18 protein-coding genes are annotated in these 16,836 nt (G+C 72.3%); 13 read left to right on the forward strand and 5 right to left on the reverse strand.

Translation table 11 applies throughout. The annotated features are described in order from the left end of the window. The first annotated feature begins 225 nt into the window (after positions 1 to 225). On the forward strand, positions 226 to 930 hold the full coding sequence (locus tag D2L64_RS02325; RefSeq protein ID WP_119572739.1) for a CBS domain-containing protein: 705 nt from the start codon (positions 226 to 228) through the stop codon (positions 928 to 930). Between the two features lie 10 nt (positions 931 to 940). On the opposite strand, the gene D2L64_RS02330 is transcribed toward D2L64_RS02325, so the two are convergent. Further along, positions 941 to 1,723, reverse strand: coding sequence for an SDR family oxidoreductase (locus D2L64_RS02330; protein WP_119572740.1), 783 nt, complete (start codon positions 1,721 to 1,723; stop codon positions 941 to 943). Positions 1,724 to 1,898: 175 nt separating this feature from the next. Between D2L64_RS02330 and D2L64_RS02335 the strand changes: the two genes are divergently transcribed. Continuing rightward, complete coding sequence (locus tag D2L64_RS02335; protein ID WP_119572741.1) at positions 1,899 to 2,783, forward strand: sigma-70 family RNA polymerase sigma factor; 885 nt, start codon at positions 1,899 to 1,901, stop codon at positions 2,781 to 2,783. Between the two features lie 29 nt (positions 2,784 to 2,812). Here the strand turns inward: D2L64_RS02335 and D2L64_RS02340 are convergent, their stop codons facing one another. Together D2L64_RS02340 and D2L64_RS02345 are read right to left on the reverse strand one after the other, a co-directional pair. Continuing rightward, entirely contained in the window at positions 2,813 to 3,436 is a 624-nt protein-coding gene (locus tag D2L64_RS02340; RefSeq protein ID WP_119572742.1) for a DUF6518 family protein, read from the reverse strand. Between the two features lie 55 nt (positions 3,437 to 3,491). Continuing rightward, positions 3,492 to 4,130, reverse strand: a complete 639-nt coding sequence (locus tag D2L64_RS02345; protein WP_119572856.1) for a CG0192-related protein — start codon at positions 4,128 to 4,130, stop codon at positions 3,492 to 3,494. Positions 4,131 to 4,294: 164 nt separating this feature from the next. Between D2L64_RS02345 and D2L64_RS02350 the strand changes: the two genes are divergently transcribed. Then, positions 4,295 to 4,870: a Dps family protein gene (locus D2L64_RS02350; protein WP_119572743.1), complete on the forward strand. Its 576-nt coding sequence runs from the start codon at positions 4,295 to 4,297 to the stop codon at positions 4,868 to 4,870. Between the two features lie 9 nt (positions 4,871 to 4,879). Beyond that, complete coding sequence (locus D2L64_RS02355) at positions 4,880 to 5,227, forward strand: hypothetical protein (RefSeq protein ID WP_119572744.1); 348 nt, start codon at positions 4,880 to 4,882, stop codon at positions 5,225 to 5,227. Between the two features lie 154 nt (positions 5,228 to 5,381). Here the strand turns inward: D2L64_RS02355 and D2L64_RS02360 are convergent, their stop codons facing one another. Next, positions 5,382 to 6,140, reverse strand: coding sequence for a FadR/GntR family transcriptional regulator (locus tag D2L64_RS02360; protein WP_233558713.1), 759 nt, complete (start codon positions 6,138 to 6,140; stop codon positions 5,382 to 5,384). 185 nt (positions 6,141 to 6,325) lie between these two features. On the opposite strand from D2L64_RS02360, the gene D2L64_RS02365 reads away from it, so the two are divergent. The 8 genes from D2L64_RS02365 (at position 6,326) to D2L64_RS02400 (ending at position 13,995) form a co-directional block, all read left to right on the forward strand. Then, positions 6,326 to 7,564 carry an ABC transporter substrate-binding protein gene (locus D2L64_RS02365; protein WP_119572746.1) on the forward strand — a complete coding sequence of 413 codons (1,239 nt, stop codon included), beginning with the start codon at positions 6,326 to 6,328 and terminating at the stop codon, positions 7,562 to 7,564. Positions 7,565 to 7,682: 118 nt separating this feature from the next. Continuing rightward, on the forward strand, positions 7,683 to 8,588 hold the full coding sequence (locus tag D2L64_RS02370) for a carbohydrate ABC transporter permease (RefSeq protein WP_199714367.1): 906 nt from the start codon (positions 7,683 to 7,685) through the stop codon (positions 8,586 to 8,588). Beyond that, positions 8,585 to 9,400, forward strand: a complete 816-nt coding sequence (locus D2L64_RS02375; RefSeq protein WP_119572747.1) for a carbohydrate ABC transporter permease — start codon at positions 8,585 to 8,587, stop codon at positions 9,398 to 9,400. The genes D2L64_RS02370 and D2L64_RS02375 overlap by 4 nt, the downstream gene beginning before the upstream one ends. 7 nt (positions 9,401 to 9,407) lie before the next feature. Next, complete coding sequence (gene dgoD / locus D2L64_RS02380; RefSeq protein WP_119572748.1) at positions 9,408 to 10,556, forward strand: galactonate dehydratase; 1,149 nt, start codon at positions 9,408 to 9,410, stop codon at positions 10,554 to 10,556. A 2-nt stretch (positions 10,557 to 10,558) separates the two neighbouring features. Continuing rightward, positions 10,559 to 11,197 (forward strand): bifunctional 4-hydroxy-2-oxoglutarate aldolase/2-dehydro-3-deoxy-phosphogluconate aldolase, encoded by a 639-nt coding sequence (locus D2L64_RS02385; RefSeq protein ID WP_233558714.1) that lies wholly within the window; start codon positions 10,559 to 10,561, stop codon positions 11,195 to 11,197. Then, a complete protein-coding gene (locus tag D2L64_RS02390; RefSeq protein ID WP_233558715.1) occupies positions 11,194 to 12,168 on the forward strand; it encodes a sugar kinase in 975 nt (324 codons plus the stop codon). Before D2L64_RS02385 ends, D2L64_RS02390 begins: the two co-directional genes overlap by 4 nt. Positions 12,169 to 12,191: 23 nt before the next feature. Further along, positions 12,192 to 13,421 (forward strand): D-mannonate dehydratase ManD, encoded by a 1,230-nt coding sequence (gene manD, locus D2L64_RS02395; RefSeq protein WP_119572750.1) that lies wholly within the window; start codon positions 12,192 to 12,194, stop codon positions 13,419 to 13,421. Next, positions 13,411 to 13,995 carry a gluconokinase gene (locus tag D2L64_RS02400; RefSeq protein ID WP_119572751.1) on the forward strand — a complete coding sequence of 195 codons (585 nt, stop codon included), beginning with the start codon at positions 13,411 to 13,413 and terminating at the stop codon, positions 13,993 to 13,995. Before manD ends, D2L64_RS02400 begins: the two co-directional genes overlap by 11 nt. A gap of 46 nt (positions 13,996 to 14,041) precedes the next feature. Here D2L64_RS02400 and D2L64_RS27015 read toward each other — a convergent pair whose 3' ends face one another. Next, positions 14,042 to 14,416 carry a hypothetical protein gene (locus tag D2L64_RS27015; protein WP_147376169.1) on the reverse strand — a complete coding sequence of 125 codons (375 nt, stop codon included), beginning with the start codon at positions 14,414 to 14,416 and terminating at the stop codon, positions 14,042 to 14,044. A 433-nt stretch (positions 14,417 to 14,849) separates the two neighbouring features. On the opposite strand from D2L64_RS27015, the gene D2L64_RS02410 reads away from it, so the two are divergent. Next, positions 14,850 to 16,721 (forward strand): AMP-dependent synthetase/ligase, encoded by a 1,872-nt coding sequence (locus D2L64_RS02410; RefSeq protein ID WP_119572859.1) that lies wholly within the window; start codon positions 14,850 to 14,852, stop codon positions 16,719 to 16,721. Positions 16,722 to 16,836: the final 115 nt, after the last annotated feature.

Genomic DNA, 16,836 nt, shown 5'->3' on the forward strand with positions numbered 1-16,836 from the left:
GAGGTCGCCGTCACGTTACCAACCGGTCGCGCTGCGTGCTGCCCCGCGCCGGCCGCGGCCCGTGCCGGGGCGGGGACGGCCACCGGGGCGGGGACGGCCACCGGGGCAGGGTCGTTGCGCCCGCCCGGGGCCCGCCGGAAGTCCCGCCGGCCCGGGCCGGCCGGCACTGACCGGGGCGCCCGCGTCGGGCATAGCGTGAGGTCACAGCCGACGGAGGAGGGCGTGATGAGGGCCTGGCAGGTGGGCGACGTGATGACCAGGGACGTCGCGACGGTGGTGGAGCAGACCCCGTACCGGAAGATCGTCGATCTGCTGGCCGAGCGTCGGGTCGGTGCCGTCGTGGTGGTGGACGACTTCGGGCACGTACGGGGGGTGGTGTCCGAGGCGGACCTGCTGCACAAGGTGGAGTGGATGGGGGAGCCGCACGAGCGGCGCGTCTTCGAGGGGCCGAGGCAGCGCCGGGCCCGGCGCAAGGGCACGGCGGGGACCGCCCGGGAACTGATGACCTCCCCGGCGGTGACCGTCTCCGCGCACACCTCCGTGGTGGGCGCGGCCAAGCTGATGGACCGCGCGGGCGTCAAACGCCTGCCGGTGGTGGACGACCTGGGCCGGGTGGTCGGGATCGTCACCCGCTCGGACCTGCTGAGCGTGCATCTGCGCCCCGACGCGGACATCCGCGACGACGTGGTCCAGGAGGTACTGCGGCGGGTGCTCGCGGTGCGCGACGGGACCGTCCGGGTCGAGGTCCGCGACGGCGTGGTGACCATGACCGGCAAGCTGGACCGGCGGTCGGCGGCGGACATCGCGGTACGGCTCGCCGCGCGGGTCAGCGGCGTCGTCGAGGTGGTCGACGAGTTGGGGTACGACTTCGACGACACCGAACTGCCCGGTTTCCCGTCGTTCCCGGTCCAGCCGACCCGGGTGGCGTGAGCCCGACCGGCTACCGGGTGTCGGCCGTCGCCGGCCGGACCTGCTCGGCGAGGAACTCCGTCCAGGCGCGGGTGCCGCGGGTGGCCCCGCGCCGGGCCAGGTTCGCCCCCGCGCGGTACGCGCGGCCCGCGCGCCCCGGGATCCGTACCGGCACCAGCAGCCGACGCCGGTCGGTGGCGCGCAGGTAGCCGCGGACCAGCTCGCCCAGCTCGTACACCTGTGGGCCGGCCAGGTCGGGAACCAGGCCGGCCGGCGCGGCCAGCGTCAGCTCGACGAGCCGGGCGGCGACCTCACGACCGTCCACCGGCTCCAGCCGCATCCCACCGGGGACCGGGACCACCGGCAGCGCCGCCAGCTTGCGGACCAGGGTCAGGGTCAGCTCATGGAGCTGACCGGCGCGCAGGGTCGTCCACGGCACGCCGGAGTCGGCGACGGCCTGCTCGGCGGCGAGCTTCGTGCGCAGCCAGGCCAGCGGCACCCGGTCGGCGCCGGTCACCGAGACGAAGACCAACTGGCGTACGTCGGCCCGCCGCGCGGCCCGGGCCAGGGTGCGGGCCAGTTGGTCGTCGCCCTGCCGGCCGCCGGCCAGGTGCAGTACCACCTCGACGTCGCGTACCGTCGCGTCGACCCCCGCGCCGGTGGCCAGGTCGGCGACGACCTGCTCGACGCCGGGGGAGTCGGCACCGCCGCGCCGGCTGAGGCTGCGCACCGGATGACCCGCTGCCCCCAGCAGCGGGATGACCAGGCGGCCGATGGTGCCGGTGCCGCCGGTGACCAGGATCGGTGGATGCACGCTGTTCTCCCTGCTTCGGACCGGGCCTGCTGCTCGCGGTCGGTTACCGTTCGTGGCTGCACCGGCTCGACCCCGCCGCGGTGGTCGGCGTGACCGGAGGTGATCCATGTCACCCGGTGGTCACGTCGGGGTGCCGGTCGGGGTCGACTCGGTGTGACCGGCGGAAGGATCGACGATGGACGGGCACGCCTGGTTGGCCGAGCGGTTCGAGGAACACCGGCCGCACCTGCGCGCGGTGGCCTACCGGATGCTCGGCTCCCACGGCGAGGCCGACGACGCGGTGCAGGAGGCCTGGCTGCGCCTGTCCCGCACCGACCCCGACGAGCTGGACAACCTCGCCGCCTGGCTGACCACGGTGGTCGCCCGGGTCAGCCTCAACACGCTGCGCGGCCGGCGCCGCCGCCGCGAGGAGCCGCTGGACGTCCGGGTGCCGGATCCGGTGGTCAGCCCCGCCGGGACCGACGATCCCGAGTACGCCGCCGTGCTGGCCGACTCGGTGGGGCTGGCGCTGCTGGTGGTCCTGGACACGCTCACCCCGGCGGAGCGGCTCGCCTTCGTACTGCACGACATGTTCGCCGTACCGTTCGACGAGATCGCTCCGATGATCGACCGCTCACCGGCGGCGGCCCGGCAACTGGCCAGCCGGGCGCGTCGCCGGGTACGCGGCCAGGCGCCGGTTCCCGACGGTGACCTGGCCCGGCAGCGGCGGGTGGTCGACGCCTTTCTCGCCGCCGCCCGCGACGGAGACCTCGACGCGCTGGTCGGTGTCCTGCACCCTGGGGTGGTGCTGCGGTCCGACGGTGGCCTCGCCCGTACCCGCCACACCACCGTGATCACCGGCGCCCGGGACGTCGCCGCGCAGGCCACCGCCTTCGGGCGGTTCTCGCCGTTCGCCCGGCCCGCCGTGATCAGCGGCAGCGCCGGTGTGGTGGTCGTCGCGGGCGGCCGGGTGCTGTCGGTGATGGCCTTCACCGTCTCCGGCGGGCTCGTCGCCGAGATCGACGTGATCGCCGACCCGCAGCGCCTGGCCCGGTGGGATCTCACCGCCTTCGTCGACTGACTCGCCGTCGCTGTGGCGCGGGTCGTCGCTCAGCCGAAGCCGGCGAGCAGGAAGGCGGTGAAGCCGGCCAGGGCCAACGGCATCGCCGCGGCCAGCGCGAGGAGCCGTGGCCGGGCGGCGCGGCCGACGACGAGCACCACCAGCACGCCGAGCGTGACCTTGAGCAGGGCGTCCCAGAGCGGCTCGGTGCCGTAGCCCGGGTGGGCGACCCGGCGGGCGTCGAGCAGCGCCTCGGCGAAGAGCACCGCGCCGGGCAGCGCGGTTCCCACCACCTGCCGCCATCCACGCCGGTGTGCCCAGATCCCGCCGACGCCGAAGACCACCCCGGCGAGGACGCCGAAGCACATCCAGACCAGCGAGGTCGGTGCCCAGAGCACCGACCAGTCGTCGTCCTGGATGAGCGCCGCCGCGAGGTAGTAGCCCGGGACCGCGACGACGAGTCCGGCGGCGGCCCCGGTGGCCGCGCGTACCCGGCCGGTACGCACCCAGAACCCGAAGCCGAACGCGGCGACCGCCCACACGGCGCTGGAGTTGCCCAGGTTGCCGACCGGATAGGGCAGGAACCTGATCCAGACGAAGTCGACGATGCCGAGCAGCAGACCACCGAGAACCGCGGTGAGCGCCACGGTTCGCCGGTCGGGTGGAGTGCGCATGACGCAGGAGGATACCCGGTATGCATCCGGCCGCCGGGCGGTGCCCGGGGCCGCGTCAGAGCAGGGTGGCGTACGCCAGCGGCGCGCTGGCACCGTCCCAGGTGCCGATCAGGCTCGGCCCGGCCGGTGCGGCGGGGATGGCGGGCTCGGCCGGGTCGGGACGGCGGAGCACGGTCAGCCGTACGGCGTCGGTGACGATCACCGTCCGGTCGCCGTCCACCACCTCGCGTACGGACCCGACCGTCGGCACGTCCCGGGGCGCGGGACTACTGCCGATCTCCATGCTCGGTGCCCGTACCTCACGTCGGCCGTCGACCTCGAAGTACTCCTCGGCCTGTCCGCTGCCCGCGAGGATGGCGTCGGCCAGCGCGGCGGCGTAGACCGGGTCGCCGCACCCGTCGTAGACCCAGCGGGTGCCCAGCGCCGAGTGCGCCATGGTGCCGACCAGCCAGGCGTCGGCGCCGTCCAGCGGCGCGCCCCGGTAGGTCAGCGGCACCTGGTGGACCGGACCGGCGCCGGCCCGCACCAGCAGCGTCTCGATGCCGACCTCGCCGGCCGGGTCGTCGAACCGGTACGCGGCCACCCGCACCACCTCGGCGGTGGGATCGCCCCGATACCAGTCACGGCTCGGCAGCCAGGACGCGAGTAGCTCCAGCTTGGTGGGGCGGATCTCCGCCCGGTGCAGCAGCGCCATGCGCCGCATCGTACGACGATCACCCGACCGGCGGGGAAGCCGGTCCGGCGCCCGCTTCGAGGCGGGAGCCGACGTGTGCGCGGCCCGTAGGTGGGTATCCGCGGGCTCTCTCACCCGGGGCGGAGGGCACCGGGCTGCCGCCGGAGCAACCCGAGGAGGACACCATGACCCAGCAGAAGGCGCAGTCGGACAGCCAGCCCCGGCTGCACCAGCACGGCCGCGAGATCCAGGCGTTCGGCACCGTACGGCAGTTGCCGGTCGCGTTGTCGTACGACGCACGGATGTACTCGTGCGAGCGGCTGAACCGGGTCGTGGCCGACACCCGCATCCTCTACTCGCTCTACAAGAAGCATCACTGGTTGATGCGGGGACCGACCTTCTACCAGCTGCACCTGCTGCTCGACAAGCACGCCGACGAGCAGCTCGCGCTGGTCGACATGATCGCCGAGCGGATCCAGACGTTGGGCGGGATCGCGGTGGGCGACCCGCGGCACGTGGCCGAGCTGACCCGGATCCCGCGTCCGCCGGACGGCGCCGAGGAGGTGCCGGCGATGCTGTCGCGCCTGCTGGAGGCGCACGAGACGATTCTGGTCGACGCGCACGACGCGGCGGCCCGGGTGGCCGAGGGGGGCGACGACGGCAGCAACGACCTGCTGGTCTCCAACGTCATCCGGACCAACGAGCTGCAGACCTGGTTCGTCGCCGAGCACCTGGTCGACACGCCGGTCGTCGTGGCCTAGGCGTACGTCGTGACGGATCTCGGGGCGAAGATCTCGTACCTCGCGCTCGCCGACGGCACCCCCGTCTACACGGCCGACTCGGCACCGGTCGGGGTGGTCGAGCACGTCCTGGCCGACGAGCGGCAGGACATCTTCCACGGCGTGATAATCGGGCCGTCGCGCTCCCACAACGTGCACCGTTTCGCCCACCGTGAGCAGATCGCCGACCTCTACGAGCGGGGCGTCGTGTTGTCGGTGCCGGTCGGGCAGCTGCACGAGCCGGGTACGGACGCACCGGCCGCGCGGGCCGAGGAGGACGACGACCCGGTGCGGACCGGGGTGCGCCGCGCCTGGGAGTGGCTGGTCCGCCCACACTGACCCGCCGCCCGCTTGCCGCCGCCGTGGCGGCGCTGTCCGCTTGCCGCCGCCGTTACGGCGGTGACCCGAGGGCCCCGGACACCGCCGTTTCGGCGGAACCGAGTCGATCACGCGCGGCCGGGCCGAGTCGGTCGCGCGGGCCGGGCCGAGTCGATCACGCCTCGGTGAGGTGTGCCTGCTCCCAGATCGAGGACATCTCCTCGAACGCGTGCTCCATGATCTGCACCATCGCGCTGCGGGCGCCCTCCCCGTCGTGGCGCTGGATGCCCTGCGCGACGTCGGCGTGCAGCTGGAGGGCCTGCTCGTGGGGGTAGTGCGGCATGAGGTGGTAGTGGTGCCGGCCGGTGAGCACCTCGGCGACCAGGTCCTGCAGCTTGACGAACATCTCGTTGCCGGAGGCGCGCAGCACCCGCTGGTGGAACTCGATGTCCAGGTGCAGGAAGCGCTCCTCGTCGCCGGCCTTGCCGGCGGCCCACATCTTGGCGGCCAGGCCGACCAGTTCGCTCGCCGCGTCGTGGTCGACGCGCTGCGCGGCCAGCCAGGCGGCGTGCGGTTCCACGGCGGTGCGCAGCTCGGTGATGGAGCGGATCTGGGCGATCCGTCCGGCCGAGGCCAGCCGCCAGCGGATCACCTGGGGATCGAAGACGTTCCAGTGGTCGGCCGGGCGGATCATGACGCCGACCCGCCGACGGGTCTCGATGAAGCCCATCGACGCGAGCACCCGGAGCACCTCGCGGACCACGGAGCGGGACACGGCGTAGCGCTCGACCAACTCGTCGATGTTGAGCACCGCGCCGGGTGCCAGCTCGCCACCGCAGATGGCCGTGCCGAGGTGATCGAGGACGCGTCCGTGTAGCCCGGCCTCGACGGGGGCGGCCTGAACGGGTGCGACCCCTGGGGAGGGCGATTTCACGCGTCGGATCATATCAGTTAGGTCTACCACTTGTATAAGTCTGCTTTTTCGGCCTAGCATCCCGACGTTAAGCGGATGTAACAGGCCGAGGTCACCCCCGTCCCCCGAGGCGGTGACCAGCACAGAAGGAGACGGACGTGGGACGTCGATCGATAATTGGGACATCTCTGGCGGTAGTTGCCGCCATGACGTTGTCCGCCTGCGGCGGCGGTGCGGACAGCGGTTCCTCGGACACCGTGCGGGTGACCCTGGTCAACCATGTCTGGACCGAGAACATCCGGAAGGCGCTGCCCGAGTTCGAGCGGGAGACCGGCCTCAAGGTCGAGGTCACCCAGCTCGGCGAGGACCAGCTCTCGGACCAGTACAACGTGAAGCTGAACGCCGGCTCCAGCGACATCGACGTGATGATGTACCGGCCCCTGCAGGAAGGGCGGCTGTTCGCCAAGAACAAGTACCTCGCCGACCTGACCGAGCAGGCGAACGGCAGCGGCGACTTCGACCTGGCCGACTTCCAGGCCGCCCCGCTGAGCGCCACCACGTACGAGGACAAGGTGGTCGGCATCCCGATCATCACCGAGCAGCAGGTGCTCTACTACCGCAAGGACCTGCTGGAGAAGTCCGGCTTCAGCGCCCCGCCGCAGACGCTCGACGAGCTCAAGGCGCAGGCCGCGAAGATCCAGGCCGACAACCCGGGCGTGGCGGGCTTCGTCTCGCGTACCGGTAAGGCCGCCGCCGTCACCCAGTTCTCCAGCTTCCTGTACAGCTTCGGCGGCGACTTCGTCGACGGCTCGGGCAAGGCCGCGGTGAACAGCGACGCCGCCAAGCAGGCGTACGCCTACTACGGCGGGCTGCTGCGCGAGAACGGCCCGGCCAACATCAGCACCGACATGAGCTGGTCCGAGGCGATGGCGATCTTCACCCAGGGTCAGGCCGCCTTCTACACCGAGGCCAACTCGCTGTACAAGAACGCCACCGACCCGGCCAAGTCGAAGGTCTCCGACACCGTCGGGTTCGCTCCGTTCCCGGCCGGACCGGCCGGCTCGAAGCCGTACAACATCCCCTCCTGGGGGCTGGCCGTCAACGACGCCTCGAAGAACCAGAGCAACGCCTGGAAGTTCATCGAGTGGGCGGCGGGCAAGACCCAGACGCTGGAGCAGCAGAAGGCCGGCGTGCCGGGTGCGCGTACCTCCGTCTGGGAGAACCCGGAGGGCATCGCCACCTACCCGAAGGACATGGCCGACGCGATCACCGTGAGCCTCGCCAACGGCGTGGGCCACGACCGGCCGCTGGTCGAGCGGGTCGCCCAGGCCCGCGAGATCGTCGGACAGCCGATCGTCGACGCCATCACCGGCAAGGACGCCGCGGCCTCCGCCGAGACCGCCAACCAGGGGTTCCAGAAGTTCCTGGACGACGAGGCCCGCTAAGTCCGGGCGCGGGGGTGGTGGGACGCGACGTCCCGCCACCCCCGCCCGGCCTCCCCACCACGGAGATCTGATGTCAGCTGTTACCGCACCCAGCCGGCCGCCCCGCGGCGCTGGTGTCATGCCCGACACGCCCGGCTGGGCGCGTTGGGCCAACGACCATCGCAAGTGGCTCTTCGCGGCCCCGGCCATGGCCTTCGTCGCCGCGCTGATCATCTTTCCGCTCGCCTGGACCGTGTACCTCAGCCTCACCGACTCGTCCGGTTCGGTACGGGCCGAGTCGGAGTTCATCGGCCTGCGCAACTACCTCGACGTGCTCAGTGACACCGCCCGGTTCTGGCCCGCGGTGGGTCGGACCGCCGCGTTCACCGGCGTGGCGTTGCTGGTCGAGGTGGTCCTCGGGATGGCCATCGCCCTGCTGCTCTGGCGGCCGTTCCGCGGCGAGCGCTGGGTCCGGGTCGCCATCCTGCTGCCGCTGGTCGCCACCCCGGTGGCCGTCGGCATGATGTGGCGGCTCATCTTCGACCCCAACATCGGCATGGCCAACCAGGTGCTCGGCTGGGTCGGCATCGGCCCGCAGCCGTGGCTGGCCGGGCAGCACACCGCCCTGCCCACCACGATCTTCATCGACATCTGGCAGTGGACGCCGATGGTGGTGTTGATCCTGCTCGCCGGCCTGACCTCGCTCTCCGACGAGCCGCAGGAGGCCGCGATGATCGACGGCGCCAGCGCCTGGCAGCGCTTCCGGCACGTCACCCTGCCGCTGCTGATGCCCACCGTGATCGTGGCGGTGCTGCTGCGCGGCATCGACGCGCTGAAGACCTTCGACATCCTCTACGCGACCAAGGGTCGCGGTGGCGGTTCGTTCCACGAGGTGGAGACGCTCAACGTGTACGCCTACGGGCTGAGCTTCGACTACAACGAGTACGGCCTCTCCTCGACGGTGCTGATCCTGTTCTTCCTGATCATCATCGGCCTGATGTGGGTCCTCACCGCACGTAGGAAGAAGGAGGAGGCCGCCCGATGAGAGCCAGTGCCGGGTTCCGGGTCTTCCGCGCGGTGGCGCTGGTCGTCGTCGTGCTGTCGCTGCTGCTGCCGCTGATCTGGATGGTCGCCGCGTCGTTCAAGACCAACGTCGACATCTACGACTCCAGCAAGGCGTTGGTCTTCACGCCCACCCTGGGCAACTACGAGACGGTCCTGCAGCAGGCCAACTACCTCCAGTTCATCTTCAACAGCCTCTGGGTGGCCTTCGCGGCGACCGTGCTGTCGCTGCTGCTGGGCGTGCCGGCCGCGTACTCGATGAGCCGGTTCAACATGCGCAAGTCGGCGCTGGTGGTGCTGATGGCCCGGGTCATCCCCGGCGTCTCGCTGCTGGTGCCGTGGTACTACGTCTTCTCGAACCTGCGCATGGTCGGCGGCTTCACCGTGCTGATCCTCAGCCACATGTTCGTGTCGCTGCCGTTGATCGTCTACATCATGATGGGCTTCTTCGACGGCCTGCCGGACGAACTGGAGGAGGCGGCGCTCGTCGACGGCCTCACCAACATCGGGGCGTTCCGCCGGATCACCCTGCCGCTGTCGGTGCCGGGCATCGCCACCGCCGGCATCCTGTCGTTCATCTTCTCCTGGAACAACTTCATGTTCGCCCTGGTGCTCTCCGGCGCGGACACGAAGACCCTGCCCGTGGCGATCTTCGACTTCGTCGGCTACGCCAGCATCGACTGGGGCGGCCTGATGGCGGCGACCACAGTGGTCACCCTGCCGATCATGGTCATCGCCCTGTTCGTGCAGAAGTACATCGTCTCCGGACTCACCGCGGGCGCGACGAAGGGCTGAGCCGACCATGACCATCATCTCCCGTGTCGAGACCTTCCTCGTCGCACCCCGCTGGCTGTTCGTCCGGGTGGAGACCGTCGACGGGCTCGTCGGCTGGGGCGAGGCGACCTGCGAGGGGCGCTCGGAGACCGTACGCACCGCCGTGGAGCAGCTCAGCGAGCTGCTGATCGGCCGGGACGCGCTGCGCATCGAGGACCACTGGCAGGTGCTTACCAAGGGTTCCTTCTACCGGGGCGGCCCGATCCTGGCCAGCGCCGTGGCCGGCCTGGACCAGGCGCTGTGGGACATCGCCGGCAAGCGGTACGGCGCGCCGGTGCACCAACTGCTCGGCGGGCCGGTCCGGGACCGGATCCGGGTCTACGGCTGGGTCGGTGGGGACGAGCCCAGCGAGGTCCGGGACCAGATCGCCGCGCGGGTCGAGGCGGGGCTGACCGCGGTGAAGATGAACGCCTCCGGGCGGATGAGCCCGCTCGCCTCCGTCGCCGAACTCGACGCGGTGGTGCAGCGGGTCGCCGCCGCCCGGGAGGTGCTCGGCGAACACCGGGACGTGGCCGTGGACTTCCACGGCCGGTTCACCCTGGCCAACGCCCGCCGGGTCGCCCCGCTGCTGGAGCCGTACCGGCCGTTCTTCCTGGAGGAGCCGGTGGTGCCGGAGAACTCCCACCTGATCGGTGAGTTCGTCCGGGCCACCACCATCCCGGTCTCCACCGGCGAGCGGCTGTACAACCGGCAGGAGTTCCTACCCGTGCTCCAGGCCGGCATCGCGGTGGCCCAGCCGGACCTCTCGCACGCCGGCGGCATCACCGAGGTACGCAAGATCGCCGCGTTGGCCGAGGCGTACGACGTCCAGCTCGCCCCGCACTGCCCGCTCGGTCCGATCGCCCTGGCGGCCTGCCTGCAGGTCGGCTTCGCCACGCCGAACTACCTGATCCAGGAGCAGAGCATCGGCATCCACTACAACCTCGGTGCCGAGGTGTTGGACTACTGCGTCGACCAGCAGCCGCTGACCTTCGTCGACGGGTACGTGCAGCGGCTCACCGCGCCGGGGCTGGGCATCGAGATCGACGAGCAGGCGGTACGCGCGGCGGACAAGCGGGGCCACGCCTGGCGCAGCCCCACCTTCCGGCACGTCGACGGCTCGTACGCGGAGTGGTGACCATGACCGACGTACTCACCGACCAACTGACCACCGACCGGCTGCTGGCGATCATCCGGGGTACCGACACCGCCGCCGCGATCGCCGCCGGCACCGCCCTGCTGGCCGAGGGGGTGTCGATCGTCGAGGTGGCGCTGACCACCCCCGGCGCGCTGGACACCATCGCGGCGATCCGGGCGGACGCGCCGGCCGGCACTTTGGTCGGTGCCGGCACGGTGCTCACCCCGGCGGCCGTGGCCGACGTGGCGGCGGCCGGCGCGCAGTTCGTGGTCACCCCGGCGGTGGTCGACTCGATCCCCGAGGCGGCCCGCCGGGGTCTGCCGGTGGCCGCCGGGGCGCTCACCCCGACCGAGGCGTACACGGCGGTGCGGCTCGGTGCCGCCGTGGTCAAGCTCTTCCCGGCCTCGGTGGGTGGGGTGGCGTACCTGAAGGCGGTCCGTGACCCGTTCCCGGACATCCCGTTCGTGGCGGTCGGCGGGGTGGGCCTGGCCGAGCTGCCCGGCTACCTGGCGGCCGGTGCCGTCGCGGTCGGTGTCGGCGGCCCGCTGGTGGGCGACGCCGCCTCCGGCGGCGACCTCGACGCGCTGCGGCAACGGGCCCGTGCCTACCGGGCGACGGCTCGGGCGGCAGGTCCACGGTGAGCGGGCCGCGGACCGTGCCGGGCGGCGTGGACCTGCTCACCGTCGGCGAGGCACTGGTGTCGCTGCGCTCGTCCGGGCCGCTGGCCGTCGGCGGCCCGCTGACCATGCACCTGGCCGGCGCGGAGACGAACGTGGCGATCGGGCTGGCCCGGCTGGGTCACCGCGCCGCCTGGGTGGGCCGGGTCAGCGACGACGAGCTGGGCGAGTTCGTGCTGCGCCAGCTGCGGGCCGAGGGGGTCGGCACCGACGGGGTACGCCGCGATCCGGACCGCCCCGCCGGCCTGATGTTCCTGGAACGGCGCACCGCCGACCTGACCCGGGTGCGCTACCACCGCGCCGGTTCGGCCGGTTCGGCGCTGCACGTCGACGACGTGCGCGCGCCGCTCGCGGCCGGCGCCCGGGTGCTGCACCTCAGCGGCATCACCCCGGCGCTGTCCGACAGCGCTCGGGAGGCGGCGGCGTTCGCGGCCCGCGCGGCGGCCGCCGCCGGGGTGACGGTGTCGCTGGACGTCAACTACCGGGCCCGGCTCTGGCCCCGGGCGGCGGCCCGCGCGGCGTTGGCCCCACTGGCCGGGTACGCGTCGATCGTCATCGCCTCCGAGGACGAGCTGGACCTGGTCGCCGATCCGGGCGCCGACGAGGCCACCGCCGTCGCCGGGCTGCTGCGCCGCGGGGTGCGGACGGTCCTGGTCAAGCTCGGCTCCGCGGGTGCCCGCGCACACACCCGCGACGGCGTGGAGCGGCTCGCCGCCGTACCCGTCACCGCCGTCGACCCGGTCGGCGCCGGTGACGCGTTCACCGCCGGTTACCTCTCCGGTCACCTCGACGGACTGGACCTCGTCGACCGGCTGCGGCGCGCGGTGGCGCTGGGCGCCTTCGCGGTCACCGCGCGCGGCGACTGGGAGGGCCTGCCCCGCCGCGACGAGCTGTCCCTGCTCACCGGCAACGCTGCCGGCACCACCCTTCGCTGACCACCTGCGAGAAAGGCATCCTCGTGAAGATCGTCGCCGCCGACGTCATCGTTTCCAGCCCCGACCGCAACTTCGTCACCTTGAAGATCACCACTGAGGACGGCATCACCGGTCTGGGCGACGGCACGCTCAACGGCCGGGAACTCTCCGTCGCCTCGTACCTGCGTGACCACGTGGTGCCGCTGCTGATCGGGCGGGACGCGCACCGCATCGAGGACGCCTGGCAGTTCCTGTACCGTTCGGCGTACTGGCGCCGCGGACCGGTCACCATGGCCGCCATCGCCGCGGTCGACGTCGCGCTCTGGGACATCAAGGCCAAGGCCGCCGGCATGCCGCTCTACCAGCTGCTGGGCGGTGCGTCGCGGACCGGCATCATGGCGTACGGCCACGCCTCCGGCCGCGACCTGCCGGAGCTGTTCGACTCCATCCGGGCCCACCTGGAACAGGGCTACCGGTCGATCCGGGTGCAGACCTCGGTGCCCGGCATCAACGCCGTGTACGGGGTCGCCGCCCAGCCCAGCACCGGCGGCAAGCGCTACGACTACGAGCCGGCCCAGCGCACCGCGCTGCCCGCCGAGGAGGACTGGGACACCCGCGCCTACCTGCGCCACCTGCCCGGTGTCTTCGAGGCGGTGCGCGCCGAGTTCGGTCCGGAGCTGCCGTTGCTGCACGACGGGCACCACCGGATGACCCCGATCCAGGCGGCGAAGCTGGGCAAGGCCCTCGAGCCGTACGACCTGTTCTGGCTGGAGGACTGCACCCCGGCGGAGAACCAGGAGGCGCTGCGGCTGGTCCGCCAGCACACCACCACACCGCTGGCCATCGGCGAGATCTTCAACACCGTCTGGGACTACCAGACGCTGATCCGCGAGCAGCTGATCGACTACGTGCGGTCCGCGGTCACCCACACCGGCGGCATCACCGCCATGCGCAAGCTGCTCGACTTCGCCGCCCAGTACCAGATCAAGTCCGGCATCCACGGCCCGACCGACATCTCGCCGGTCGGCATGGCCGCCGCGCTGCACCTGGACCTGGCCATCCACAACTTCGGCATCCAGGAGTACATGCGCCACGGCGCGCTGACCAACGAGGTGTTCCGCCAGTCGTTCACCTTCGCCGACGGCTACCTGCACCCCGGTGACCAGCCCGGTATCGGGGTGGAACTGGACGAGGAGGCCGCCGCCCGGTTCCCGTACCAGCCGGCGTACCTGCCGTTCAACCGGCTGAAGGACGGCACCGTCCATGACTGGTGAGCCGTCGACCCGGCACGTCGTGGTGATGGGGGTGTCCGGGGCGGGCAAGACCACCGTCGCGCACGGCATCGCCGCGTCGACCGGCCTGACCTTCGCCGAGGCCGACGAGTTCCACTCCGAGGCCAACGTGACCAGGATGCGGGCCGGCGTACCGCTGGACGACGACGCCCGCTGGCCCTGGTTGCGGGCCCTGGCCGACTGGATGGCGGCCCGGCACCGGGAGGGCGTCTCGACGGTGCTGGCCTGCTCGGCGCTCAAGCGCTCCTACCGCGACCTGCTGCGGCAGGGACCGCCCGGGGTCGACTTCGTCCACCTGGACGGGCCGACCGAGGTGATCCGGGAACGCATGTCGCTGCGGGCCGGGCACTACATGCCGCCCAGCCTGCTCGACTCGCAGACGGCGACCCTGGAACCGCTCTGGCCGGACGAGCGGGCCGTCCTGCTCGACCTGCGGCTGTCCACCGAGGAGCTGGTCGCCGAGGCGGTGCGCCGCCTCGGCCTGCCGGTGCGCGGCGGTGCGGCCACCGTGCCGGCGGCGGCCGAGCGGCATCCGGAGGCGTCGCGCACTCCGTGACCCGGGCGCGGTGGCGACCCGGCCGAGGGGGCGGGTCGCCACCGCATCACCGCTCGGGGTGGCGCCGGACGAAGTCCTGGTAGGTCTCGTTGGCGAGTTCGGCCTGGCGTACCTCGGCCTGCTCGCCCACCGGGTCGACGTGGTCGACCGGATCGCCGCCGGCAACCCGGCCGCCGACGTGGCCGGACGACGCGCGGCGCTGGCCGACATCGACCGGGAACTGGTGGCCGCCCACACTGAACTCGGCCGCGCCGAAGTCCCGGCACCCCGGACCCTGCTCTACGAGGACGCCACGCTGTGCACCTCGGCGCCGGTCACCGCCGACCGGGACAGCTGGCGGCAGGAGGTACTGCCCGGCCTGCGGGCGTTGGCCCGGATCATGCCGGTGTTCGACGTCAACCTGCCCCCGCCGGCTGGCCACCAAGGGCTTCTTCCGGGCCCGCTACGGTGTCGGCGGCCGCTGCGCCGACCTGCTCACCTTCGCCCACGAGTTCCAGCAGGACTTCTTCGAGCACTACACCGGCCGGATGCTGCGCCGCCGGGCGGTCGACGCGGACAACAACTACGTCCGGCAGGAGAACTGGTTCCGGCAGCAGGAGATCACCGCCCTGGACGACGCCCGGATCGAGGTGGCCCGGCGGGTCGACGAGGCGTACGCCCGGCTGCCGGCCGGCGCCGAGGAGCTGGTGCTCGACGACGCCTTCATGGCCGACGTGGCCGCGCTGGTGCCCGACACCCTCGGCGTGCTCGACCCGCGTTCCTTCTTCCTCCAACTAGCGAGTGCGCAGGACGGAACCCGGCGGCGGGGGCGGGTTTGCCGGTTTTGCGGGTACCCGGCAGGTGACCGGGGCACGATGAACCGCAGCGCGACGGGACACGACGGCAGGTGGGCGGGCGTGCGGGAGACAGCGGTTGAGCCGATCGTCAGCGGCGAGGACGGCAGCCTCGCCGAACAGGTGTGGCGCAACGCGGTGGAGGACTCCGACGCGGTGCAGTTCATCCGACCGGACCCGGATCCCCGGTCCTGGCCGGTCCGTCGCACCGGAGGCGGTGGCGCCCTGCCGGTGACCTGCCGGCAGTTCCGCGACGACGTGCTGGCCCTCGCCCGGGGCCTGCTCGCCGCCGGGGTGGCCCACGGCGACCGGATCGGGCTGCTCAGCCGGACCCGCTACGAGTGGACCCTGGTCGACTACGCCCTCTGGTCGATCGGCGCGGTCACCGTGCCGATCTACGACACCTCCAGCGCCGACCAGATCCGCTGGATCCTCGGTGACTCCGGCGCCGTCGGGTGTGTGGTGGAGACCGCCGACCACGCCACCACGGTCGACGGGATGCGGGCGGACCTGCCCGCGCTGCGGCAGCGCTGGCGGATCGACACCGGCGACCTCATCGACCTGGCGGCCCGGGGCCGGGGCGTCGACGCGGCGAGGGTCGACGCCCGCCGCGCCGAGGTGGCCGGCGACGACCTGGCCACCATCGTCTACACCAGCGGCACCACCGGGCCACCCAAGGGTTGTGTGCTGACCCACCGCAACATCTCCGCCGACATCGGCAACGCCAGCGCGGTGCTGCCACAGCTGTTGCACCCGGGCGCGTTGACGGTGCTGTTCCTGCCGCTGGCCCACGCCTTCGCCCGGCTGATCCAGGTCGGTATGGTCCGCAACCGGGCCACCATGGTGCACAGCGCCGACATGTCCGCCGTGCTCGACCAACTGCGCCGGTTCCGGCCCACCTTCGTCCTCACCGTGCCACGGATGTTCGAGAAGATGCACGACCAGGCCCGTCGCGCCGCCGAGGACGCCCACCGGGGCCTGCTGTTCGGCATCGGCGAGCAGGTGGCGCTGCGCTACAGCCGAGCCCTGGACCGGCCCGCCGGTCCCGGACTGCCGCTGCGCCTGGCGCACGTGCTGTTCGACCTGATCGCGTACCGGCGGTTGCGTGCGGCGCTGGGCGGGCGGTGCCGGATGGCCATCGTGGGTGGGGCGCCGCTGGGGGAGCGGCTCGGGCACTTCTTCCGCGGCACCGGCATCGTCGTCCTGGAGGGGTACGGGCTGACCGAGACCTCCCCGGCGTTGACGGTGAACCTGCCCACCGCGATGCGGATCGGCACGGTCGGCCGCCCGGTACCCGGGGTGCGGATCCGCATCGCCGACGACGGGGAGGTGCACGCCCGCGGCGAGGTGATCTTCCCCGGCTACTGGAACAACCCGGCGGCGACCCGGGAGACGCTCACCGACGACGGCTGGCTGCGCACCGGCGACCTCGGCAGCCTCGACGACGACGGCTTCCTGCGGATCACCGGCCGGACCAAGGAGATCATGGTGACCGCGGCGGGCAAGAACCTGGCCCCCGCGCCCATCGAGGAGCGCATCCGGGCGCACCCCCTGGTCAGCCAGGCGATGTTGGTGGCCGACGGCCGGCCGTACGTCGCCGCGCTGGTCACCGTCGACCCGCAGGCGTGGGTGCGGTGGCGCGACGCCCACGGGCACCCGGGTGCCACGCTCGCCGGGTTCCGCGACGACCCGCGACTGCGCGCCGAGATCCAGGACGCGGTCGACCAGGCCAACCGCAGCGTCTCGCACGCCGAGCAGGTGAAGACCTTCCGGATCCTGGGTCGGGACCTCACCGAGGCCGACGGGGAACTCACCCCCACCCTGAAGATCAAGCGGGAGTCGGTGCAGGACCACTTCGCCGACGACGTCGCCGCGCTGTTCCACGGTCACTGAGCCGAGGCTCAGACTTCCAGGGGTGTCCGGCCGGGCGGGTGTCAAGCGGGAGGCGGACTGTCCGGAGGCGGTTCGCCGACATTCGAGTGATCGTTTCCGGACTACCGTGCACGCA

It is taken from the genome of Micromonospora radicis (assembly GCF_003583405.1).
Taxonomy (GTDB): Bacteria; Actinomycetota; Actinomycetes; order Mycobacteriales; family Micromonosporaceae; genus Micromonospora; species Micromonospora radicis.